At 74.1% G+C, this 22134-nt stretch carries 19 protein-coding genes and 2 pseudogenes; 18 read left to right on the top strand and 3 right to left on the bottom strand.

The window, feature by feature from the left end; all coding sequences use genetic code 11:
- Window positions 1-50 precede the first annotated feature (50 nt).
- The 8 genes from MCAG_RS08310 (at window position 51) to MCAG_RS08275 (ending at window position 9860) form a co-directional block, all read left to right on the top strand.
- Complete coding sequence (locus tag MCAG_RS08310; protein WP_083802416.1) at window positions 51-2096, top strand: TIGR03960 family B12-binding radical SAM protein; 2046 nt, start codon at window positions 51-53, stop codon at window positions 2094-2096.
- A gap of 184 nt (window positions 2097-2280) precedes the next feature.
- Complete coding sequence (locus MCAG_RS08305) at window positions 2281-2994, top strand: TIGR03936 family radical SAM-associated protein (RefSeq protein ID WP_083802227.1); 714 nt, start codon at window positions 2281-2283, stop codon at window positions 2992-2994.
- 138 nt (window positions 2995-3132) lie between these two features.
- Complete coding sequence (locus MCAG_RS08300; RefSeq protein WP_036372849.1) at window positions 3133-6345, top strand: Rne/Rng family ribonuclease; 3213 nt, start codon at window positions 3133-3135, stop codon at window positions 6343-6345.
- Window positions 6346-6456: 111 nt separating this feature from the next.
- A complete protein-coding gene (locus MCAG_RS08295) occupies window positions 6457-6966 on the top strand; it encodes a hypothetical protein (RefSeq protein WP_007072513.1) in 510 nt (169 codons plus the stop codon).
- A gap of 168 nt (window positions 6967-7134) precedes the next feature.
- Complete coding sequence (gene rplU / locus MCAG_RS08290; RefSeq protein WP_007072512.1) at window positions 7135-7449, top strand: 50S ribosomal protein L21; 315 nt, start codon at window positions 7135-7137, stop codon at window positions 7447-7449.
- A gap of 11 nt (window positions 7450-7460) precedes the next feature.
- Window positions 7461-7715: a 50S ribosomal protein L27 gene (gene rpmA, locus MCAG_RS08285; RefSeq protein WP_007072511.1), complete on the top strand. Its 255-nt coding sequence runs from the start codon at window positions 7461-7463 to the stop codon at window positions 7713-7715.
- Window positions 7716-7808: 93 nt separating this feature from the next.
- Complete coding sequence (gene obgE / locus MCAG_RS08280; protein ID WP_036372847.1) at window positions 7809-9287, top strand: GTPase ObgE; 1479 nt, start codon at window positions 7809-7811, stop codon at window positions 9285-9287.
- Between the two features lie 123 nt (window positions 9288-9410).
- Window positions 9411-9860 carry a GNAT family N-acetyltransferase gene (locus tag MCAG_RS08275; RefSeq protein WP_007072509.1) on the top strand — a complete coding sequence of 150 codons (450 nt, stop codon included), beginning with the start codon at window positions 9411-9413 and terminating at the stop codon, window positions 9858-9860.
- Window positions 9861-9899: 39 nt separating this feature from the next.
- Here the strand turns inward: MCAG_RS08275 and MCAG_RS08270 are convergent, their stop codons facing one another.
- A complete protein-coding gene (locus MCAG_RS08270) occupies window positions 9900-10379 on the bottom strand; it encodes a DUF4383 domain-containing protein (RefSeq protein WP_036376667.1) in 480 nt (159 codons plus the stop codon).
- Window positions 10380-10594: 215 nt separating this feature from the next.
- Here MCAG_RS08270 and MCAG_RS08265 point away from each other — a divergent pair, with 215 nt between their 5' ends.
- Both MCAG_RS08265 and MCAG_RS08260 read left to right on the top strand, forming a co-directional pair.
- Window positions 10595-11233 carry a cyclase gene (locus MCAG_RS08265; RefSeq protein WP_036372846.1) on the top strand — a complete coding sequence of 213 codons (639 nt, stop codon included), beginning with the start codon at window positions 10595-10597 and terminating at the stop codon, window positions 11231-11233.
- Entirely contained in the window at window positions 11230-12408 is a 1179-nt protein-coding gene (locus MCAG_RS08260) for a zinc-dependent alcohol dehydrogenase (RefSeq protein WP_007072506.1), read from the top strand. Before MCAG_RS08265 ends, MCAG_RS08260 begins: the two co-directional genes overlap by 4 nt.
- 70 nt (window positions 12409-12478) lie before the next feature.
- On the opposite strand, the gene MCAG_RS08255 is transcribed toward MCAG_RS08260, so the two are convergent.
- Window positions 12479-13726 (bottom strand): cytochrome P450, encoded by a 1248-nt coding sequence (locus tag MCAG_RS08255; RefSeq protein ID WP_007072505.1) that lies wholly within the window; start codon window positions 13724-13726, stop codon window positions 12479-12481.
- A gap of 385 nt (window positions 13727-14111) precedes the next feature.
- Here MCAG_RS08255 and MCAG_RS08250 point away from each other — a divergent pair, with 385 nt between their 5' ends.
- Window positions 14112-14513: a hypothetical protein gene (locus tag MCAG_RS08250; RefSeq protein WP_007072504.1), complete on the top strand. Its 402-nt coding sequence runs from the start codon at window positions 14112-14114 to the stop codon at window positions 14511-14513.
- A 98-nt stretch (window positions 14514-14611) separates the two neighbouring features.
- On the opposite strand, the gene MCAG_RS08245 is transcribed toward MCAG_RS08250, so the two are convergent.
- Window positions 14612-14830, bottom strand: a complete 219-nt coding sequence (locus MCAG_RS08245) for a DUF397 domain-containing protein (RefSeq protein ID WP_036372843.1) — start codon at window positions 14828-14830, stop codon at window positions 14612-14614.
- Window positions 14831-14897: 67 nt separating this feature from the next.
- On the opposite strand from MCAG_RS08245, the gene pepN reads away from it, so the two are divergent.
- The 7 genes and pseudogenes from pepN to MCAG_RS33530 all read left to right on the top strand — a co-directional run.
- Complete coding sequence (pepN, locus tag MCAG_RS08240) at window positions 14898-17414, top strand: aminopeptidase N (protein ID WP_036372841.1); 2517 nt, start codon at window positions 14898-14900, stop codon at window positions 17412-17414.
- A gap of 126 nt (window positions 17415-17540) precedes the next feature.
- On the top strand, window positions 17541-18137 hold the full coding sequence (gene nadD / locus MCAG_RS08235; RefSeq protein WP_007072501.1) for a nicotinate-nucleotide adenylyltransferase: 597 nt from the start codon (window positions 17541-17543) through the stop codon (window positions 18135-18137).
- 110 nt (window positions 18138-18247) lie between these two features.
- The gene (gene rsfS, locus MCAG_RS08230) at window positions 18248-18661 is read left to right on the top strand and encodes a ribosome silencing factor (protein ID WP_036372838.1); all 414 of its coding nucleotides are present in this window, start codon (window positions 18248-18250) and stop codon (window positions 18659-18661) included.
- 6 nt (window positions 18662-18667) lie between these two features.
- Window positions 18668-19288 carry a histidine phosphatase family protein gene (locus MCAG_RS08225; RefSeq protein ID WP_036372836.1) on the top strand — a complete coding sequence of 207 codons (621 nt, stop codon included), beginning with the start codon at window positions 18668-18670 and terminating at the stop codon, window positions 19286-19288.
- A gap of 71 nt (window positions 19289-19359) precedes the next feature.
- Complete coding sequence (locus MCAG_RS08220) at window positions 19360-20340, top strand: DegV family protein (RefSeq protein WP_007072498.1); 981 nt, start codon at window positions 19360-19362, stop codon at window positions 20338-20340.
- Between the two features lie 450 nt (window positions 20341-20790).
- A pseudogene (locus tag MCAG_RS08215) lies at window positions 20791-21742 on the top strand (helix-hairpin-helix domain-containing protein).
- Window positions 21743-21811: 69 nt separating this feature from the next.
- Window positions 21812-22134 (top strand): annotated as a pseudogene (locus MCAG_RS33530) (competence protein ComEC); the annotation flags it as partial.

Genomic DNA, 22134 nt, shown 5'->3' with positions numbered 1-22134 from the left:
CGGTGGGCGCGGCGCGGCGGTCGGCGGACGGCCGCGTACCCTTGGGCATCATGAGCGTCCCGTCCACCACACCACACCCCGCCGCGGCCAACTCCGGCGACGGCTCCGGCTCGGCGCGTCCGACGCCGCGCCGCGACCTGGGGTCGTCGGTCTGGCCACGTCTGGAGCCGCTGCTGCCCCAGGTGACCAAGCCCATCCAGTACGTCGGTGGCGAGCTGGGCGCGGTGGTCAAGGACTGGGACGCGGCAGCCGTGCGCTGGGCGCTGATGTATCCCGACGCGTACGAGGTCGGCCTGCCCAACCAGGGCGTGCAGATCCTCTACGAGGTGCTCAACGAGCTGCCCGACGTGCTCGCCGAGCGGACGTACGCGGTCTGGCCCGACCTGGAGAAGCTGATGCGCGCCCGCGGCGTGCCGCAGTTCACCGTTGACGCCCACCGCTCGGTGCGCGACTTCGACGTGTTCGGCGTCTCGTTCTCCACCGAGCTGGGCTACACCAACCTGCTCACCGCGATCGACCTGGCCGGCATTCCGCTGCTGGCGGCCGACCGCACCGACGCCGACCCGGTGATCGTGGCCGGCGGGCACGCCGCGTTCAACCCGGAGCCGATCGCCGACTTCGTCGACGCCGCCGTGCTCGGCGACGGCGAGGAGGCGGTCCTGGAGATCACCACGATCGTCCGGGAGTGGAAGGCCGAGGGCTGCCCGGGCGGCCGGGACGAGTTGCTGCTGCGACTGGCCCGCACGGAGAGCGTCTACGTGCCGCGCTTCTACGACGTGGACTACCTGCCCGACGGCCGGATCCAGCGGGTGGTGCCGAACCGGGCGGACGTGCCGTTCCGGGTGCACAAGCGCACGACGATGGACCTGGACGCCTGGCCGTACCCGAAGAAGCCCCTGGTTCCGCTCGCCGAGACCGTGCACGAGCGGTACGCGGTGGAGATCTTCCGGGGGTGCACCCGGGGCTGCCGGTTCTGCCAGGCCGGCATGATCACCCGGCCGGTCCGGGAGCGGTCCATCACGACGGTGGGGCAGATGGTGCAGCAGGGGCTGGAGTTCTCCGGCTTCCACGAGGTGGGCCTGCTGTCGCTGTCGTCGGCCGACCACTCGGAGATCGGCGACATGTGCTCCGGCCTGGCCGAGCAGTACGCCGGCACCAACGTGTCGCTGTCGCTGCCGTCGACCCGGGTGGACGCGTTCAACATCGACCTGGCCCAGGAGTTGTCCCGCAACGGCCGGCGCACCGGTCTGACCTTCGCCCCCGAGGGCGGGTCGGAACGGATCCGCAAGGTCATCAACAAGATGGTGTCGAAGGAAGACCTGATCCGCACCGTCGTCACCGCGTACTCCAACGGGTGGCGGCAGGTGAAGCTCTACTTCATGTGCGGGCTGCCCACCGAGACCGACGCCGACGTCCTGGAGATCGCGGACATGGCGCACGAGGTGATTCGGGCGGGCCGGGCCGCCACCGGCAGCAAGGACATCCGCTGCACGGTCTCGATCGGCGGTTTCGTGCCGAAGCCGCACACCCCGTTCCAGTGGGCGTCCATGACGACCCCGGAGGTCATCGACCACCGGCTGCGGCTGCTCAAGCAGGCGATCAACGCCGACCGCTCGCTCGGCCGGGCGATCGGCTTCCGGTACCACGACGGCGAGCCGTCGCTGATCGAGGGCCTGCTCAGCCGGGGCGACCGTCGGGTCGGCGCGGTCATCCGCAGGGTGTGGGAGAACGGCGGCCGGTTCGACGGCTGGAGCGAGCACTTCTCGTACCAGCGGTGGGTGGACGCCGCCGCCGAGGTGCTGCCGGCCTTCGGCGTGGACCTCGACTGGTACACCACGCGGGAGCGCGACGAGCTGGAGGTCCTGCCCTGGGACCACCTGGACTCGGGCCTGGACAAGGACTGGCTCTGGCAGGACTGGCAGGACTCCCTGTCCGAGTACGAGCAGGACGACTGCCGGTGGACCCCGTGCTTCGACTGCGGCGTCTGCCCGTCTATGGACACCGAGATCCAGATCGGCCCCACGGGCAAGAAGCTGCTCCCGCTGACCCCGATCAACGGTGCCGGGCTGCGGATTCCCGCCGCCAGCCCGCAGTGATCCCCGCGCCGGGCGGCCCGTGAGCGGGGTGCCCGGCGCCCGCTGCGTTGATCATCGAAGGTGTTGTCGTGGACACGATCCGTCGTCGACAATGGCCGCATGATCAACCAATCCGAGGAGCGCGACGATCAGTAGAAAACCACAGCCGGAGGGCGGCCAGGCGCCGGTCGTCCAGCGCGTCCGCATCCGGTACGCCAAGCGTGGGCCGCTGCGGTTCACCTCGCACCGCGACTTCGCCCGGGCATTCGAGCGGGCGCTGCGTCGGGCGGGAGTGCCGATCGCCTTCTCCCAGGGCTTCACGCCGCATCCGAAGATCTCCTACGCCAGCGCCGCCCCGACCGGGGTGGCCAGCGAGGCGGAGTACCTGGAGATCGGCCTGCGGGAGCCGGTCGACCCGGAGCAGCTGCGGGCGGCGCTGGACGCCGCGCTCTCGCCCGGCCTCGACGTCCTGGACGCGGTCGTCGCCGCCGGCGGCAGCCTGGCCGACCGGATCGAGGCGTCGTACTGGCGGATCGAGCTGCCCGAGGTCGACCCGGCCGTGCTGAAGGACGCGGTGGCGGCCTTCGCCGCGGCGGAGGAGGTTCAGGTCGAGCGGATGACGAAGCAGGGGCGGCGCACCTTCGACGCTCGCGCTGCAGTCGTGAAGATCGATGTCATTCCGGCTCCGGAGACGCCTTTCGGGGCAGCGGCCGTACCGTGTGCGATACTCGAACTGGTCGTCCGGCAGGTCACCCCGTCCGTACGACCCGATGACGTCCTTTCCGGCCTGCGCGCGGTGGCCGACCTGGAGCCGCCGGTCTCCCCGAGGGTGATCCGGCTGGCGCAGGGCACGTTGACCGCACAGGGCGCGATCGTGGATCCGTTGGACGCGGATCGCGACGGGGCAGCCATCGTGTGAGCGTTGACCGACGGTCAGCGCTCTGGCAGGCAGACTTCGGCGGTCGCGCACCTCGCGCGCCCGGCGGAAACACTTTTGCGGCGACCCTGCGTGGCAGCGCTCACCCGCGCCCGGGGCAGCCAGAACTGGAGAACGTCCATGCTCGAGAACGAGCCCGAGGGCGGCGAACGGACCGGTTCCCAGCCGGCCGGCGAGACCGCTGACCGCACCACCGACACCGGCCGCGCCGGCGGTGACACCGTCACCGGCACCGCGGACCTGGCCGCCGCCGAGAGCGCGGCCCCGGCCGGCGGCCCCACCGCCGCTCAGGGTGCCGCCGCCGAGACGCCGGCCGCCTCACCGCGCAAGCGGGCCACCCGTCGGCGGGCCACCCCGCTGAACCAGCCGGAGCAGACCGAGGCACCGGTGGAGGCGTCCACCTCCGCCGGCTCGGCCAGCGCAGAGTCCCCCCAGGCCGAGGTCTTCGCCCCGGTCGCCGGCGAGCTGGAGGAGGCCCCGAAGACCCCGCGCCGGCGCCGGAAGGCGACCACCGCGAAGGCGGTGGAGGAGCCGATCGCCGCCACCGCCGCGGAGGAGTCCGGCGCCGAGGTCGTACCCCCGGTCAAGGTCACCCGGACCCGCCGCCGCAAGGCCACCGGGCCCGCGGCGGAAACCCCGGCGGCCGAGCCGGCCGCCGGTGTGCCGGCTCCCGTCGCGGCCGAGGTCGCCCCGGCGGGTGCGCCGGCCGAGACGCCGGGCACGGAGGCCACCCCGGCACCGGCCGTGGTCGAGCGGCCGACCGTGGTCGAGCCCACCGCCGCCAGCGGGCCCGCCGACCAGCCCACCGCCGGCAGGACCGCCACCGGTCGTAGCCGCCGCCGTTCCAGCGGTGCCGAGAACCGCTCCGGGGAGGTGCCGCCCGGCGTGGCCGTTTCCGGCGCCGCCGAGCCTGCCGCCGACGTCACCGAGCCTGCCGAGATCATCGTGCCCGCCGAGGCCACCCCCGCCGAGGCCACCGCGCCCGCCGAGGCCATCGAGGTCGCCGAGCCTAGGACCCGCCGCCGCCGGGCGGCCCTCTCCGCGCCGACCGTGCTCTTCATGGCCCCGCAGCCGGACGAGCCCCCGGTCGCCCGGGTCGTGGTGTCGGCCCCGGCCGAGGAGGAGCCGGTCGAGGAGCAGCCCGAGCCGTCCCGTCGGCGTCGCCGCGTCCGGCGCGAGGCCGAGCCGGTCGAGACGCCGGAGGCCGAGGAGGAGCCCTTCGCCGAGACGGAGGAGGCCGAGGGCGGCGAGGACGAAGAGGACGAGGAGTCCGCCGCCCGCCGGCGTCGCCGTCGTGGCCGCCGGGGCCGGGGCAGGGGTAAGGGCGGCGCCGACGAGGCCGACGACGAGGCCGAGGAGGCCGCCCAGGCCGAGGAGCCCGAGGCCGAGGACGAGGGTGACGAGGACGAGGCCGACGAGGGCGGGGACGGGATGACCCGTCGCCGTCGCCGTCGGCGTCGGCGGGGCGCCGGGGACACCGACGGGGGCGTCGACGACGGCGTGCCGACGGTTGTCAAGATCCGCGAGCCGCGCAAGGCCGTCGACGAGGTGCAGGGCGTCACCGGCTCGACCCGACTGGAGGCCAAGCGGCAGCGCCGCCGGGACGGCCGGGAGCAGCGCCGGACCCGCCCGCCGATCCTGAGCGAGTCGGAGTTCCTGGCCCGCCGGGAGGCGGTCGACCGGGTGATGGCGGTCCGCCAGCGCGGCGACCGCACCCAGATCGCTGTCCTGGAGGACGGCGTGCTGGTCGAGCACTACGTCACCCGCAACTCCTCCGGCACCATGGCCGGCAACGTGTACCTCGGCAAGGTGCAGAACGTCCTGCCGAGCATGGAGGCGGCCTTCGTCGACATCGGGCGCGGCCGCAACGCCGTCCTGTACGCGGGCGAGGTCAACTGGGACACCACCGGGCTGGAGGGGCGGGCCCGCTCGATCGAGCAGGCCCTGCGCTCCGGCGACTCGGTGCTGGTGCAGGTCACCAAGGACCCGATCGGGCACAAGGGCGCCCGGCTGACCAGCCACATCGCGCTCTCCGGCCGGCACCTGGTGTACGTGCCGAACGGCAACGCCTCCGGCATCAGCCGCAAGCTGCCGGACACCGAGCGCAAGCGACTGCGCGACGTGCTCAAGAAGCTGGTCCCGGACGGCGCGGGCGTGATCGTCCGGACCGCCGCCGAGGGGGCGAGCGAGGACGAACTGGCCCGCGACGTCAAGCGCCTCCAGGCCCAGTGGGAGGACATCCAGGCCAAGGTGGCCTCCGGCGGTGCCCCGGTGCTGCTCTACGAGGAGCCGGACCTGGTCATCCGGGTCGTGCGGGACCTGTTCAACGAGGACTTCCGCGAGCTGGTGATCGAGGGCGACGAGTCGTACGGGATGGTCGAGTCGTACCTGTCGCACGTCTCGCCGGACCTGGTCGACCGGGTCCGCCGGCACGTCGGCACGTCCGACGTGTTCGCCACGTACCGGATCGACGAGCAGATTCTCAAGGGCCTGGACCGGAAGGTCTTCCTCCCCTCCGGCGGCCACCTGGTCATCGACCGCACCGAGGCGATGACCGTGGTCGACGTCAACACCGGCAAGTACACCGGCGCGGGCGGCAACCTGGAGGAGACGGTCACCCGCAACAACCTGGAGGCCGCGGAGGAGATCGTCCGTCAGCTCCGGCTGCGTGACATCGGCGGCATCGTGGTTATCGACTTCATCGACATGGTGCTGGAGTCGAACCGGGAGTTGGTGCTGCGCCGGCTCACCGAGTGCCTGGGCCGGGACCGCACCAAGCACCAGGTCACCGAGATCACCTCGCTCGGCCTGGTGCAGATGACCCGCAAGCGGATCGGCGCGGGGCTGCTGGAGGCGTTCAGCGAGACCTGCGACTGCTGCAAGGGCCGGGGCGTGGTCATCCACACCGAGCCGGTGCCGGAGAAGCCGCGTCCGGGCGGCGGCGTGGGGGAGAAGGTCAAGGCGGTCGCCTCGGCCGTCACCGCCCCGGCGGCCCCGGCCGAGCCGGCGGGCGGAGCGTCGTCGCGGCGGCGGGCGCGCAAGAGCGCGGCGCCGGAGCGCACGGTGGTCGAGGTGGTCGAGGTGCCGGCCGACACCGAGACCGACTACCACGACACGATGGGCTACGACCTGTCCCGGTACGAGGCGGACACCGCCGCCGCGCCGGCCGTGGCGGACAGCCAGCAGGGCGAGTCCGCCCGGCTGGCCGGGGCCGACGACCCGGACGCCCTCGGCGACGACGAGGGCGACACCGACGGCGGCGAGGCCGGCACCGGTCGGCGCCGGTCCCGTCGGGGCGGCGCCCGGCGGCGGAACCGCCTCATGACCGGCTGATCGATCCACGCGTTTCGCGGACCCCTGCCACGGTGACAGCACCGGGGCAGGGGTCCGCTCGCGCGTCGGGGCCCGGTTAGGATCGGCCCACCCCCGGTCAGGAGAAGAAGAATGCGTCGTCTGCTCACCCTCACCATCGCCGCGGTCGTCCTGTCCGCCGCGGCGGCCTGCTCCACCGAGCGTCCCGGCTCCGACCCCACCGGCGGGCCGGGCGGCTCCCCGCCCGCCACGGCCGGCGGGAGCACCCCCGGCGGCGGGGGCGCGGCCCCGGGCGCGAGCGGCGCGGCCGGCGGGAACGCCCCGGAGGTCTGCGCCGCCGCCCAGCAGGCCAGCGGCGCGGCGGTCCGCACGTACGTGGCGGAGCTGGGCAGGATGATCGGTGCGGTCGGCGCGAGTGACAGCGCGACGGCGGAGGCCGCCCGCAAGCGGGCGGAGGCGGCGCTGACCGGCTGGCGCACAGCGCTGCGGGAGCAGTCGACCCGGGCCACCGACCCGCAGCTACGCACCCTGCTGGCCGACCTCGCCACCGAGGTGGGGATGCTCGGCACCGACGTGGACGCCATCGACGAGGAAGAGCTGGACGAGCTCCAGCAGCGCCTCGACCAGCTCTGCGCCCGCTGACCGGTCCGCACCCCGGTTTGGGTGTTGCCTCACCGATGGCGTAGGCTATCTTGCGGCGCACTTTGGTGTGCCGAGTTCCCGCGTGCCCGCGCCGCCGCGCTTCTGCTACCCGGCGAGCCGCCGAGGGAACGACCGCCAGCAGCCTCAACGACAGGGAGTCCGCCTCCGATGTACGCGATCGTCAAGACCGGCGGCAAGCAGTACAAGGTCGCCGAGGGCGACGTGATCGAGGTCGAGAAGCTCGCCGGTGCCCCCGGCGACGCGGTGAAGCTCACCGCGGTGCTCCTCGTCGACGGTGACGACCTGGTGACCGACGCGGCGAAGCTTGCCGAGGTCGCGGTGTCCGGCGAGATCGCCGCGCACACCAAGGGCCCGAAGATCAAGATTCACAAGTTCAAGAACAAGACCGGCTACCACAAGCGCCAGGGTCACCGCCAGCCGCTGACCCAGGTCAAGGTGACCGGCATCTCCAGCGGGAAGTAGGTCGTCCTCAGATGGCTCACAAAAAGGGTGCGTCCAGCTCGCGCAACGGCCGTGACTCCGCGGCCCAGCGGCTCGGCGTGAAGCGCTTCGGCGGTCAGGTCGTCAGCGCGGGTGAGATCCTCATCCGTCAGCGTGGCACCAAGTTCCACCCCGGTGACATGGTTGGCCGTGGTGGCGACGACACGCTCTTCGCGCTGGCCGCCGGCTCGGTCCAGTTCGGTACCAAGCGCGGTCGCAAGACCGTCAGCATCGTGCCGCAGCAGTAGTTTCGACGCGTCGCGGGCCGCGGACCGGTTGGTCCCGGCCCGCTTCGCTTTTCTCGTACGCGCGGGGCCTCTCCCGCTGGAAGGATTGACGACGTGACGATGTTCGTGGACCGGGTCGTCCTGCACCTGCAGGCCGGCGACGGCGGGCACGGCTGTGTCTCGATCCACCGGGAGAAGTTCAAGCCGTTCGGCGGCCCGGACGGCGGCAACGGTGGACACGGCGGCAGCGTGACCCTGGTCGTCGACCCGCAGGTGCACACCCTGCTCGACTTCCACTTCCACCCGCATGTCAAGGGCGAGAACGGCAAGGGCGGCGCGGGCTCGAACCGGGACGGCGCGAACGGGCGCGGCCTGGTGCTCAAGGTGCCCGACGGCACCGTCGTGCAGACCCTCGGCGGCGAGGTGCTGGCCGACATGGTCGGCGCCGGCACCACGTTCGAGGTGGCCCGGGGCGGCCGGGGCGGCCGGGGCAACGCCTCGCTGGCCAACGCCCGGCGCAAGGCCCCTGGCTTCGCCGAGCTGGGCGAGCCCGGCGAGCAGCTCGACGTGGTGCTGGAGCTCAAGAGCGTCGCCGACGTGGGCCTGGTCGGCTTCCCGTCGGCCGGCAAGTCGTCGCTGATCTCGGTGATCTCCGCGGCCAAGCCGAAGATCGCCGACTACCCGTTCACCACGCTCGTGCCGAACCTGGGCGTGGTCCGGGTCGACAACCACACCTTCACCGTCGCCGACGTGCCCGGCCTCATCCCGGGCGCGGCCACCGGCAAGGGCCTCGGGCTGGAGTTCCTCCGGCACATCGAGCGCTGCGCGGTGCTGGTGCACGTGATCGACACCGCGACGCTGGACCCGGGCCGGGATCCGCTGGCCGACATCGACGCCATCGAGTCCGAGCTGAACCAGTACGGCGGGCTGGCCGACCGGCCCCGCCTCGTCGCCCTCAACAAGATCGACGTGCCGGACGGCCGGGACCTCGCCGAGATCGTCCGCCCCGACCTGGAGGCCCGCGGCCTGCGGGTGTACGAGGTTTCCGCGGCGACCCGCGAGGGCCTCAAGGAGCTGATGTTCGCGCTGGCGGAGCTCGTCGAGAAGGCCCGCAGCGCCGCCCCGCCGGCCGAGCCGACCCGGATCGTCATCCGCCCCAAGGCGGTCGACGACACGGGCTTCACCATCGACGCCGAGCCGGACGGCTCGTTCACCGTCCGGGGCGACCGGCCGGAGCGCTGGGTGCGGCAGACCAACTTCGACAACGACGAGGCGGTGGGCTACCTGGCCGACCGGCTGGCCCGCCTCGGCGTCGAGGACAAGCTGGCCAAGGCCGGGGCCAAGCCGGGCGACCTGGTGCGGATCGGCGAGCGCGAGTTCGACTGGCAGCCCGCCCTCTACGCGGGCGTCGACTTCGTCCCGGGCAACCGGGGCACCGACGTGCGGCTGGAGGAGAAGTCGAGCCGCGCCTCGGCCGCCGAGCGGCTGGCCGCGCGCAAGGCCCGCCGGCAGCGGCCCGGCGACGAGCTCGGGGCCGACGTCACCGACGACGAGCCGGCCCCGGGCGCCGACGACCTCGACGACGAGGAGTAGGCGCTCCGGCGATCGTGGAGGGGGCGGAGGCCCACGGGCGCGACCATGACCGCTCGCGGTGTCTCCGCCGCCGGGTCGCCTGGGGGAAACCTGCCGGAAATCCGTCGCGCATAGCTTGGTGGAATGCTGATCGAATCGCGGCCCACGACCGACCCGGAGATCGCCACCCTGGTCGTGGCGCAGCAGCGTGAGCTGCGCGAGGCCGACGGCGGGCTGGACGGGCAGGTGTTCGTCCCCCACGACGACATCCGCTACCTCGCCGTCGTCGACGCCGGCCGGGTCGTCGCGTGCGGCGGCATCCAGGAGCTCGACCCGCGCACCGGCGAGCTGAAGCGGATGTACGTCCGGCCCGCGTACCGGGGGCGGGGGATCGCCCGGCAACTGCTGGCCGCCCTGGAGGAGTTGGCCTTCCAGCAGGGGTACGCCGAACTCCGGCTGGAGACCGGCAGCTACCTGCCGGCGGCCATCGGCCTCTACACCTCCTGCGGGTACGCCCCGATCCCGGTGTACGGCGAGTACGTTGACAACCCGTACAGCCGCTGCTTCGCCAAGCGCCTCCTGGTGGCCGCCTGACGCCCGACGGCACCGGCCGGCCGGTGGGCGGTCGATCGGTCAGGGGCGGTCGATCGGGTTGTCCAGCCGGCCACCCGTGCCCATCCGGTTGGACAGCAGCAGGCCCAGGGCGAGCATGCCGAGGCCGAGCAGCAGGTGCAGGAGGTTGTCAGCGCCGTTGAGCGGGATGAAGTTGGCCCCGCCGTGTTCGGTGCCGGCGAACTTGACGTACAGCCCGTACAGGCAGAGCCCGAGGTAGAGCGCGCCGCCGCCGGCCAGGAAGATCCGCGCCCCGGCGATGCGGCGGGCCAGGACCAGCCCGGCCAGGCCGAAGAGCAGGTGCAGGGCGTTGTGCAGGACCGAGATCTGGAACAGCCCGAGCAGCCGGGCCTCCGAGGTGTGCCCGGCGAACGTCAGGTCGTCGTACCCGGTGGTGATCCCGGGGACGAAGCCGAGCACGCCGATCACGAGGAAGAGCACGGCCACCGCGACGGCGGCCACCTGCACCCGGGCCCGTGTGCCGCGCCGGTCACGCGTCATCGATGTCACCTCCGTGATCAGCACCCCCGCTGATCCTCCATTGTGTGTGGGCGCCGACCGGATCCGCAGAGAAACCAGGAATCAGGTGTGGGGGGTCAAAGCGGGGGCAGGCCAAAAGACGCCGATGGAACCGGTGTGCCGTTTCGACGCCGCCGGGCCGGGTAGCGCTGCGTGATGCGGGCGGATCAGCCCGGAGCCCGGGTGGAGGAGACGTGATGACCAGCAACGCGACAAGGTGGGCGCTGTTCGGCGTCGCCACGGTGACCGCGGTCGGCGTCGGTCGGGCGGCGGCCCGGCGACGACGCCGGCACCAGCCCGAGCGGCAGGACGGCTGGTACGTCGTCCGGCGGGGGATCACCGTGGACCGGCCGATCGACGCCGTGGTCGGCTTCTGGACCGACCGGGAGCGGCTCGACCGGGCACTGGCCGAGTGGGCGACCCTGGAACAGCTCGACGCGAACCGGTGGCGCTGCGTGGCCGGCGACCCGGCCGGTGGTGGGACCGAATGGCGGGCGGAGCTCACCGTCGACGGTCCGGGGCGGCTGAACTGGCGGGTGACCGACGGCCCGATCGCCCAGACCGGGCACGTCGAGCTGGTCCCCGCCCCGCAGGACCGGGGCACCGAGATCCGCGCCGAGCTGCGCTGGCGCTCCGGGCCGGTACGCCGGGCGCTGGGCCTGGGCACCGGCGGCGACCCGGACCTCGGGCTGCGCGACGCGCTGCGCCGGATCAAGTCGCTGATCGAGTGCGGCGAGATGATCACTACCCGGCACGACCCGTCGGGGCGCAGCCCGGCGCAGGAGTGGGCGACCGACAAAATCCGGGAGAAGCTGACGACGGGAGGCCGGGCGTGAGGGCGCTGTGCTGGGAGGGCGTCGGCAAGCTCGCCGTTCGCGACGTGCCGGAGCCGACGATCCGGGCCGAGCGGGACATCATCGTCAAGGTCCGGGCCAGCAGCGTCTGCGGCTCCGACCTCCACCTGATCAACGGGTACCTGCCGGCGATGCGGGAGGGCGACATCCTCGGCCACGAGTTCATGGGCGAGGTGGTGGAGACCGGACCGGGCGTGCGGCGGCTGCGGGTCGGCGACCGGGTGGTGGTCGCCTCGGTGGTGGCCTGCGGCGGCTGCTGGTACTGCCGCACCGAGCAGTTCTCGCTCTGCGACAACTCCAACCCGCAGCCGGTGTTCACCGAGAAGCTGTGGGGGCACTCGTCGGCTGGCATCCTCGGCTACTCGCACGCCGCCGGCGGCTACTCCGGCAGCCACGCCGAGTACGTCCGGGTGCCCTTCGGTGACGTGGGGGCGTTCACCGTCCCGGCGCAGGTGCCGGACGACTCGGCCGTGTTCGCCTCCGACGCGATGCCGACCGGCTGGATGGCCGCCGACTTCTGCGCGCTCAAGGGCGGCGAGGTGGTCGCGGTGTGGGGCGCGGGCGGGGTTGGCCAGATGGCAGCCCGGTCGGCGCAGATCCTCGGCGCGGAGCGGGTGATCGTCATCGACCGGCTGCCGGAGCGGCTGGCCACCGCCGCCGGCCGGCTCGGCGTCGAGACGATCAACTACGCCGAGACCGACGTGCTGGAGGCGCTGCGGGAGATGACGGCGGGGCGCGGGCCGGACGCCTGCATCGAGGCCGTGGGCATGGAGTCGCACGACGTCGGCCCGGCGTACGCGTATGACCGGGCGAAGCAGTCGGTCCGGCTGACCACCGACCGGCCCACCTCGGTCCGGCAGGCGATCATGGCGTGCCGCAAGGGCGGGACGGTCAGCATCGTCGGCGTCTACGCCGGCCTGGTCGACAAGTTCCCGCTCGGCGCGGCGATGAACAAGGCGCTGGTGCTGCGGATGGGACAGATGCACGCCCAGCGGTACATCCCGATGCTGCTCGACCGGATCGCCACCGGCGAGATCGATCCCGGCTACCTGGCCACCCACCCGATGACCCTCGAACAGGGCGCGCGCGGCTACGAGATCTTCGAGAAGAAGGAGGAGGGCTGCCTGCGTACCGTGCTGCACCCGCAGGCGGGCTGACCCGCCGCCGCGCCGCCGGGCCGGGCCCACCGCGACCGCGCGGGCCCGGCCCGGCGGCGGCTCGGCGGGATCAGGCGGTGCGGTGCACGTCGGCGACGACGAAGCCGCTCGGCGGCAGGGCGGGCATCCGCCGCAAATCGATCGCGAGGTTCTGCGGGGGGACCTTGTAGCGCATGGTCGTGGTCAGGTTGGTGACCGCCCGCCTCAGCAGCTCGATGGTGATCCACTCGCCGGCGCACCGGTGCCCGGTGTGGTGGTCACCGCCGCCCTGCGGCACCAGCGCGAACGGGTCGCCGCGCCAGCCGGCGAAGCGCTCCGGGAGGAACCGCTCCGGCTCGGGCCAGAGCGCCTCGTGGTGGTTGGTGCCGTACAGGTCGAGCAGCACCCGCCGCCCCTGCGGGAAGTGGTACCCCTGCCAGTCGAAGGAGCGCCGCACCCGGGCGGCGGCGATCGGGAAGAACGGGTAGTAGCGGCGTACCTCCTGCACGAAGCACTCGGTGGCGGCGTCGTCGCCGCGGACCCGGTCGCGCCACGGCGGGTGGTCGTGCAGGGCGAGCGCGGCGAACACCACGAAACGGTCGACGGCGACCGTGGGACGCAGCACGTTGAGCAGCTCCACGGCGGCGATCCGGCGGGGAAGCAGTCGCCCCCGGTCGTCCCGGTGCTCGGCGATCACCCGCAGGGCGCTGCCCTCCGGGGCCGGCAGGACGCCCACGCGGGCGCGCTCGATGATCTCCCCGAGCCACCGCTGCGCGCGGCGCCGGTCGACCACCCCCCGCCAGTGCCGGGGACCGAACGCGGCCGGCCCCTCGACCATCGCGCGCATCCAGGCGGTGCGCCGGGTCACCTCGGCGGCGGCCAGCGGTACGCCGGCCCAGGCGCAGACCGCCCGGGTCAGCAGCGGGGAGACCTCGTCGTACAGCGTCATCCGGCCGGCCCGTTCCCAGTCCGGCACCCGGGCCTGCCACTCGTCGTCGAAGAGCTGGCCGAGCTGCCGGACCGCCGACGGCGTCATGACCGACATGAACATGGCCTTGCGGTCGCGGTGCGCCGCCCCGTCGAGGCCCTGCACCCCGCCCGCCCCGGTCAGGGTCCGTTGTACCCGCTTCGGTGCCCCGCCCGCCCGGACGAAACGCTCGGGATCGTAGAAGAGCGCCGCCGCCTCCCGGCCGCGCAGGCAGATGGTCTTTTCCAGCCGCAGCCGGGTCTGGAAGATGTCCGTGTCGTACCGGTCGCAGCGGTCGCCGATGAACCGGTAGCCCTCCCGCAGCAGGGCCAGGGTGCTGTCCGGGCTGCGGTCGGCCGGGATGCTGGCCATCGGACCTCCTGAGGCGGCGCCGGCCGTCCTCGACCGGTCTGCTCCCCGCCCGGCGGCACCGCGCGGTGGGGCTGCATTTACCCACGTGACGGCGGCACAATCCCGTGGACTCCGCCGAACCCTGCCGAGCGGCCCCGCCTCCAGCCTCCAGCCTTCCGGGCCCGGCCCGTCCAGCCTCTCGGCCCCCGTCGAACCTCTCCGGCGCGGCCCCCGTCGAACCTCGCCGCCGGCGCCGGCAGCACGGCCCGCGTGGCGATTGCCGGCTGGCCCCTCCCAGGGCGGCGGGAACCTGGTTGGCTAAAGCGCACGGGCCGGCGGCCGGTCGGTCCGGGGGCGCCCGGCCGCCGGTGGCTGGGCGTCCGGGCAGTCACGACGGGGAGGACACATGCGGGAGAACGGTTCGCGGTACTGGCGACAGCGGCGGACGGTCGACGCGCTGGGCGCTGGCCCGGCCGACGTCGGTGGGTCGGGTCATCCGCTGCTCGCCCGGCCCCGTCGGGAGCAGCGGCCGGCGCGCTGGTTCACCGTGCATCTCGGCTTCACCGCCGCCGGGCCCGAGCTGGCCCGCGAGCTGGCCGTGGCGTACGCCGAAGGGCTGAGCGTGCTCCGTCCCGAGCTGGCCCTCGGGGCCGCCGCGCTCTCCCCGGCCGACGCCTGGTACCGGGCCGAGCGGCTGTTCTGCGGGGCGGTCGGCCCAGACGGCGAGCGCTGCGCCGACGTGGCCGGTCACCCCGGCTTCCACCACGCCCCGGGGCCGGGCGGTCTCGGCTGGGGCGACGGCGACTGACGGGTGGGGTGGGCCGTGATCGTCTGCTGGTCGCGGAGACACACCTCGGCGTGTCGTCTTCGGCAACAGCAGACGGTCACGGCCCGGCGACCGTCGGTTCAGTCCAGGTCGAACTCGCCGTCCTGTGCCCCGGCGACGAACGCGTCCCACTCGGCCTGGGTGAAGACGAGCACCGGGCCGTCCGGTTCGGCGGAGTTGCGCATGCCGATCAGGTCGTCGACGAAGGCCACCTCGACCGCGCCGTCCGAGGTGTCGCCCTCGGCCCGCTGCCAGACCGCCCGGGACAGGTCGAAGTCGCCCTTGGGGTGCTGACCCATTGTTGCTTCCTCCATTGCAGAGCGTCATGGGAAACGAATGTGGTTCCCCATCGGGCAGGATAAGCGGATGCCGAGCCTGAACCGTGTAGAGGCGACCGCGCGTGGCGCGTTGATTACCGTCGAGTCCTACCACCTGGACCTCGACCTGACCGCAGGCGACGAGCGGTTCCGCTCGCACGCCACGATCCGCTTCCGGGCGACCGCCGGGGCGGAAACCTTCGTCGAGGTGCTGCCCGCGAAGCTGCTGGGGGCGCGACTGAACGGCCGACCCCTCGACCCGGCCACGCTCGCCGACAACCGGCTGCCGCTGCCCGGCCTCGCGGAGGCCAACACGCTCGTCGTCGAGGCCGAGATGGCGTACTCGAACACCGGCGAGGGCCTGCACCGGTTCGTCGACCCCGCCGACGGCGAGACGTACCTCTACGCCATGTCGTTCCTGGACAATGCCCAGCGCATGTTCGCCGCCTTCGACCAGCCCGACCTGAAGGCCCCGGTCACGCTCGCCGTCACCGCCCCACCGGAGTGGACGGTCGCCGCCAACGGCGCGCTGGCCGCCATGCCCCGGCCGGGGCGCTGGGAGTTCGCCCCGACGGTCCCACTGGCCCCGTACTTCGTAACGCTCGTCGCCGGGCCGTGGCACGTGCGCCGCGCCGAGCATGACGGCATCCCGCTGGGCGTCTGGTGCCGGCGTTCCCTCGCCGCCCATCTGGACGCCGACGTCGAGGAGATCCTCACCGTCACCCGGCAGTGCCTGGACCGGTTCCACGAACTGTTCGCCGAGCGGTACCCGTTCGGCAAGTACGACCAGGCGTTCGTGCCGGAGTTCAACGCGGGCGCGATGGAGAACCCGGGCCTGGTCACCTTCCGCGACGACCTCGTGTTCCGCTCGGCCGTCACCGACACCCAGCGCGAGCAGCGGGCCACCACCATCGCCCACGAGATGGCTCACATGTGGTTCGGCGACCTGGTCACCATGCGCTGGTGGGACGACCTGTGGCTGAACGAGTCGTTCGCCGAGTACCTGGGCACCCGGGTCACCGCCGAGGCGACCCGGTTCGACCGGGCGTGGACGACGTTCGCCCTGCGCCGCAAGGGCTGGGGGTACGCGGCCGACCAGCGCCCCTCCACCCACCCCGTCGCGCCCGAGGAGGTCGCCGACGCGGCCCTGGCGCTGCTCAACTTCGACGGCATCTCGTACGCCAAGGGCGCCAGCGCCCTGCGTCAGCTCGTCGCCTGGCTCGGCGACGACGCGTTCCTGGCCGGGCTGAACGCCCACTTCGCGGCGCACCGGTTCGGCAACGCCACCCTCGCCGACCTGCTCGGCGCCCTCTCCGCCGCCGCCGGGCGGGACCTGTCCGGCTGGGCCGAGCGCTGGCTGCGCCGGGCCCAGGTGAACACCCTGCGGGTCGACGTGACGCTCGACGCCGACGGTCGGTACGCGGAGGCGGCGATCGTGCAGACCGCCCCGCTCAGCCACCCGGTGCTGCGCCCGCACCGCGTCGGCGTCGCCCGGTACGCCGCCGACGGCACCGTCACCAGCGACGAGGTCGACCTCGACCCGGACACCGATGGCGGGCGGACGGTCCTCGCCGGGCTGCGCGGGCAGCCGGCTGCCCGGCTGCTGCTACCCAACGCCGGTGACCTCACCTTCGCCAAGATCCGCCTCGACCCCGCCTCCGCCGACGCGGTGCCGCTGGTGCTGCCGACCCTGACCGACCCCCTGGCCCGGGCCCTGCTCTGGGGCGAGGCGCTGGACGCCGCCACCGACGGCGAGCGGCCCGTCGCCGCCCTGGTGGAGCTGATCGCCGCCGCGCTCCCCGGCGAGACCGAGGTGATCATCGTCGAGGACGTGCTGCGTACGGTCCGGCCGCTGGTCGACCGGTACCTTGATCCCCTCGACCGGGCCGCGGCGCTGCTCCGGCTCGCCGGGGCCTGCCAGCGGATGCTCGCCACCGCCGAGCCGGGCAGCTCGCGGCAGCTCGCCGCCGCCCGGGCCCTGATCGGCGCCACCACCGACGCCGACCTGCTCGCCGGCTGGCTGGCCGGTGAGGGCGTCCCGGCCGGGCTGGCCGTGGACGCCGAGCTGCGCTGGTCGTTGCTCGGCCGGCTGGTGGTGCTCGGCGGGGCCGGGGAGGCCGAGATCGCCGCGGAAGCGGCGGCCGACCCGAGCGCCACCGGTGCCGAGCGGGCCGCCGGGTGCCGGGCCGCGCTGCCCGACCCGGCCGCCAAGGCGGCGGCGTGGCAGATCGTGGTGTGCAACACCGACTTGTCCAACCGGCTGGTCGAGGCCGCCGCGTACGGGTTCTGGCAGCCCGAGCAGGCCGAGCTGACCCGGCCGTACGTCGAGCGGTACTTCGCCGACATGCCGGCGGCGGCGCGGAGACGTACCCCGTGGGTCGCGGACCAGGTCGCGGCCGACGCCTACCCCCGCTATGCCGTGGCGCAGCCCACCCGGGACCTGGCCGCGGCGTTGCTGGCCCGCGACGACGTCACGCCCGGCCTACGCCGCGTGGTCACCGACGCCGACGACGACCTGCGCCGCGCCTTGGTGGCCCGCACGGCCGTGGCCGCCGCCTCGGCCTGATCCGCACCCGTCGGCGGTGACCGCCGCCTCGTCCTGATCCGCATTCGTCGCGGCCCTCCCCGGCCCGGTCGCACCCGCGACCCGGGCCGGGGAAGCCGTCGCCCGCGACCGGCATACGATCTCCGGGTGCGGGAAGACATCCGTCGGGTCGGGATCATGGGCGGCACGTTCGATCCGATCCACCACGGTCACCTGGTCGCGGCCAGCGAGGTGGCCGACCGGTTCGGCCTGGACGAGGTCGTGTTCGTGCCGACCGGGCAGCCGTGGCAGAAGGCGGACCAGCCGGTCACCCCGGCCGAGGACCGCTACCTGATGACGGTCATCGCCACCGCGTCCAACCCCCGGTTCCAGGTCAGCCGGGTGGACATCGATCGGGGCGGGCCGACGTACACCGTCGACACGCTGCGCGACCTGCACGCCGAGTACGGGCCGAAGGTGCAGCTCTACTTCATCACCGGCGCGGACGCGCTGGAGCGAATCCTGTCCTGGAAGGATCTCGACGAGATCTTCGCGCTGGCCCACTTCATCGGCGTCACCCGCCCCGGGTTCGAGCTGACCGACAAGCACCTGCCCGCCGACACGGTCAGCCTGGTGCAGGTGCCTGCGATGGCCATCTCGTCGACGGACTGCCGCGCCCGGGTGGCCCGGGGCGAACCGGTCTGGTATCTGGTGCCCGACGGTGTGGTGCAGTACATCGCGAAACGGCGACTCTATCAGCAGTGATCCCGCCGGATACGCGGTGGTTCGTCCCGGAAACCAGCCAGAACCGACAGGTCGTCACGACGCCGGGTGTGAGACGCTTGGAGCGTCGCACGGTTGATCGAAGGAGAACGGTGACAGTTTCCGAACGCGCTCACGAGCTGGCGATGGCCGCCGCCCAGGCCGCGGCCGACAAGAAGGCGCAGGACATCGTCATCATCGACGTGGGTGAGCAACTCGCCATCACCGACGCGTTCCTGCTCGCCGCCGCCCCCAACGAGCGTCAGGTGCTGGCCATCGTCGACGCCATCGAGGAGCGGCTGCTGGAGCTGCCGGAGAAGGCCAAGCCGATCCGGCGCGAGGGTGAGCGGGGCGGGCGCTGGGTGCTGCTCGACTACGTCGACATGGTGGTCCACGTCCAGCACACCGAGGAGCGCGAGTTCTACGCCCTCGACCGGCTGTGGAAGGACTGCCCGCAGATCCCGTTCGTCGACCGGGACCTGGTCGAGGCCGATGCCTCCGCCGCCGGCACCGCACCGGCCGAATGACCAAGACTGATCGTCTGGCGGCACGGCAACACCGACTGGAACGCCGCGAGCCGGGTTCAGGGCCAGACCGACGTACCGCTCAACGATCTCGGCCGCGAGCAGGCCGTCGCCGCCGCGCCGCTGCTCGCGGCGTTGCGCCCCGACGCGATCGTGGCCAGCGATTTGCGCCGCGCTGCGGACACCGCCGCCGCCCTGGCCGCGCTCACCGGCCTGCCGGTGCGCGCCGACGCCCGGCTGCGCGAGCGGCACTTCGGGCGGTGGCAGGGGCTCGCGCTCACCGAGGTGGCCCAGCGCTACCCCGACGAGTACGCCCGCTGGCGGGCCGGCGACCCCGACCCTGGCGCGGAAATCGAGAGCCTCGACGACCTCGGCAAGCGGGTCGGCACCGCCCTACAGGACGCGGCCGACGCCGCGCCCGGCGGGACGATCGTGGTCGCCACCCACGGCGCCGGGGCCCGGCAGGGCTGCGGGTACCTGCTCGGCTGGGACCACGCGGTGCTGCGGACAATCGGCTCCCTGCGCAACTGCCACTGGACAGAGCTGCGCGACAACGACGTGCGGGGCTGGCACCTGCGGGCGCACAACGTCGGCGTGCTCACCGCCTCGGCGGCGACCGAGGCGGTCTGAGCCGGGGGCGTCCCGCGCTGTCGGGCCAGGTGGCCCCGGTGGTCTGAGCCGGGATCGGCTACGGTGCCGGCATGCCCGTCGCGGTCGTCACCGACTCCACCGCCTACCTCCCGTCCGAGCTGGTGCGCCAGCGCCGGCTCACCGTCGTTCCGCTGGCCGTGGTGCTCAACGGCGCGGAGGGGCTGGAGGGCGTCGAGACCTTCCCCGACGACGCCACCCGGGCACTCGGCGGCCGGCGGGTCTCGGTCAGCACCTCTCGGCCGTCGCCGGAGCAGTTCGCGCGGACGTACCGTGGACTGCTCGACGCCGGCGCGGACGGCGTGGTCTCGGTGCACCTGTCGGCCGAACTCTCCGGCACGGTCGAGGCCGCCCGGCTCGCCGCCGCCGAGACCGGCGGCGACCGGGTCGCGGTCGTCGACAGCCGCTCCACCGGCATGGGCCTCGGCTTCCCGGCGCTCGCCGCCGCCGGGGCCGCCGCCGGGGGTGCCGACCTGTCGGGGGTACGCCGCGCGGCGGCAGACGCGATCGACCGCACCACGATCTACTTCTACGTCGACACGCTGGAGTTCCTGCGCCGGGGCGGCCGGATCAACGCGGCCGAGGCGTTGCTCGGCACCGCCCTGTCGGTGAAGCCGATCATGCACATGCCGGACGGGGCGATCGTGCTCAGGGACAAGGTGCGCACCGCCAGCCGGGGCCTGGCCCGGTTGGTCGACCTCGCGGTCGAGGCAGCCCGGGACGCCGACGTCGACCTCGCCGTGCACCACCTCGCCGCCCCGCAGCGCGCCGCGCAGCTCCTCGCGGCGCTCACCGGGCGACTCGGCGACCGGGTCCGCTCGTCGTACGTCACGGAGGCCGGCGCGGTGGTCGCCGCGCACGCCGGCCCGGGCCTGGCCTGCGTCGTCGTGCACCGCCACCCCGGCTCGGCCGACGCGCGCCCGGCTTCGGTCGACGCGGCTTCCGGCCCGACCTCCGGTGGGGCCGGAGCAGGTTTCGGCCTGACCGACGCCCGCTTCGGTGCGGCCCCGGCTGGCGCGCCGAAGGACCACTGACCGGGCGGACACCGCCTCTGGCGGGCCGGGCTCCGTCACCCACGGCCAGCGGGGTTGCGACGGGTCCGCCGTGACCAGCGGTTGTCCGACAACGCAATGCCCCTGCCCCTGGAAGGCCCGGACCTGATGCCCCCGCGCGGGCTCAGGCAGCCGGGCTTCGTCGGGACGTTCTGATCCCTCGCCATAGCACGCCGTGTGCATGATCAGGCGGTCGTCCACAGCGGATCACGTTGTCCACAGGCGGCGGTCGGTGGGCCCCGCGAGGCCCGCGTCCGCGCCTAGCCTCACGCCGTGTCAGAGGACGAGGAGACGGTCGTACGGCGGCGGCTGCGGTGGTTGGCGGACGGCCGGACGCCGGCTGAGACCCCGCGACGCCCGGCCGTGCCGGCCGAGCCGGTCGCGCCACCGGCGGCCGAGCGGCCCGAGGCGGCCGGATCACCGCCGGGGCCGATGGGCGGGCCGGCGGTCGGTCGGGCCGCCGTGGTGCCGCCGGAGGACCGGTGGCCTCCGGCCGGCCAGCCGGCGGTCGAGCGGCCGGTGCCCTGGCCGGGGGAGCGGCACCCCGGTTCGGGGCGACGGATCGTCCGCGCGCCGTCCCCCGTCCCGGGTCTGCGCCCGGCCGACGGCCCGGGGCATGCCGGTCTGCTCCGGCGCGGCGCGGCGCCTTCTGCCCTGCTTGCGGGCGACGATCCGGCGCGTACCGGCGAGCCGACGTCCGGCCCCGACGGCGAGGCGGAGTCCGGGTCGTGGTCGTCGCGGCTGCCGGGCCCGGGCGCGTTCGATCCCGGCCGGCGGGGCGTGCGGGCACTCGCGGCGGTCGCCGTGGCGGTGGTGCTCGGCGCCGGCTTCTGGGCGTGGCGCTCCCGACCGCAGGCCGAACCGGTCCGGGCCGAGGCATCCGCCGCCGGCCTCGACAGCGGCACCGGGGGCGGGAGCGCCGGCCGCCGCCGTGACGCCGGGTGGCGAGCTGGTGGTGGCGGTCGCCGGCAAGGTACGCCGCCCCGGGTTGGTCCGGGTGTCGGCCGGTGCCCGGGTCGGCGACGCGGTGCAGGCGGCCGGAGGCGCGCTGCCCGGCGTGGACGTGGCGCTGCTCAACCCGGCCCGCAAGGTCACCGACGGCGAGCTGATCCTGGTCGGCGTCACCGCCCCGCCGGGCCAGCCCGATGCCGCCCCCGGGCAGCCCGCCGGGGCGGGTCCGCCGGCCCCCGCCGGGCTGATCAATTTGAACACGGCCACCCTCGCCCAACTCGACACGCTGCCCGGGGTGGGACCGGTGCTGGCCCAGCGCATCCTCGACCACCGCGCCCGCGCCGGCGGGTTCCGCTCGGTGGGCGACCTGCGCCAGGTGGAGGGCATCGGCGACTCCCGCTACGAGCAGCTCAAGGAACTGGTGACGGTGTGAGCGGGAGCCCAGGGCCGCCCGACGCCGGTGCGCCGACCGGGTGGAGCGGTGCGATTGTCGCCTCGACCAGTGCGCTGGCCGGGCCGAGCGGCCCGACCGACATGTCCGCCGACCGGCCCGCCGGCGGCGTGGACGGGCCCGACCTGCGGCTGGCCGGGCTGGCCGTGGCCGCCTGGGTGTCCGCGCTGGCGAGCCTGGGCCTGGGCGCCGGGTCGGCGGCGCTGCTCGCCGCCGGGGCGGCCGGGCTGGCCGCGCTCGTCGCGGCGCACCGGCTCGGCCGGTTGGGGCGCCCGGCGGGCCCCGTCCGGCGGCACGGATGGATCGTCGTGGCCGTGCTGCTCGGCGTGGTGTGCGGGGCGACGGCGACGGCCGCCCGGCTCGGCGTCCGGGAC

This window comes from Micromonospora sp. ATCC 39149 (assembly GCF_000158815.1).
Taxonomy (GTDB): domain Bacteria; phylum Actinomycetota; class Actinomycetes; order Mycobacteriales; family Micromonosporaceae; genus Micromonospora.
Note: the sequence above shows the minus strand (reverse complement) of the source record. Positions and strands in the feature narration are given on the sequence as shown.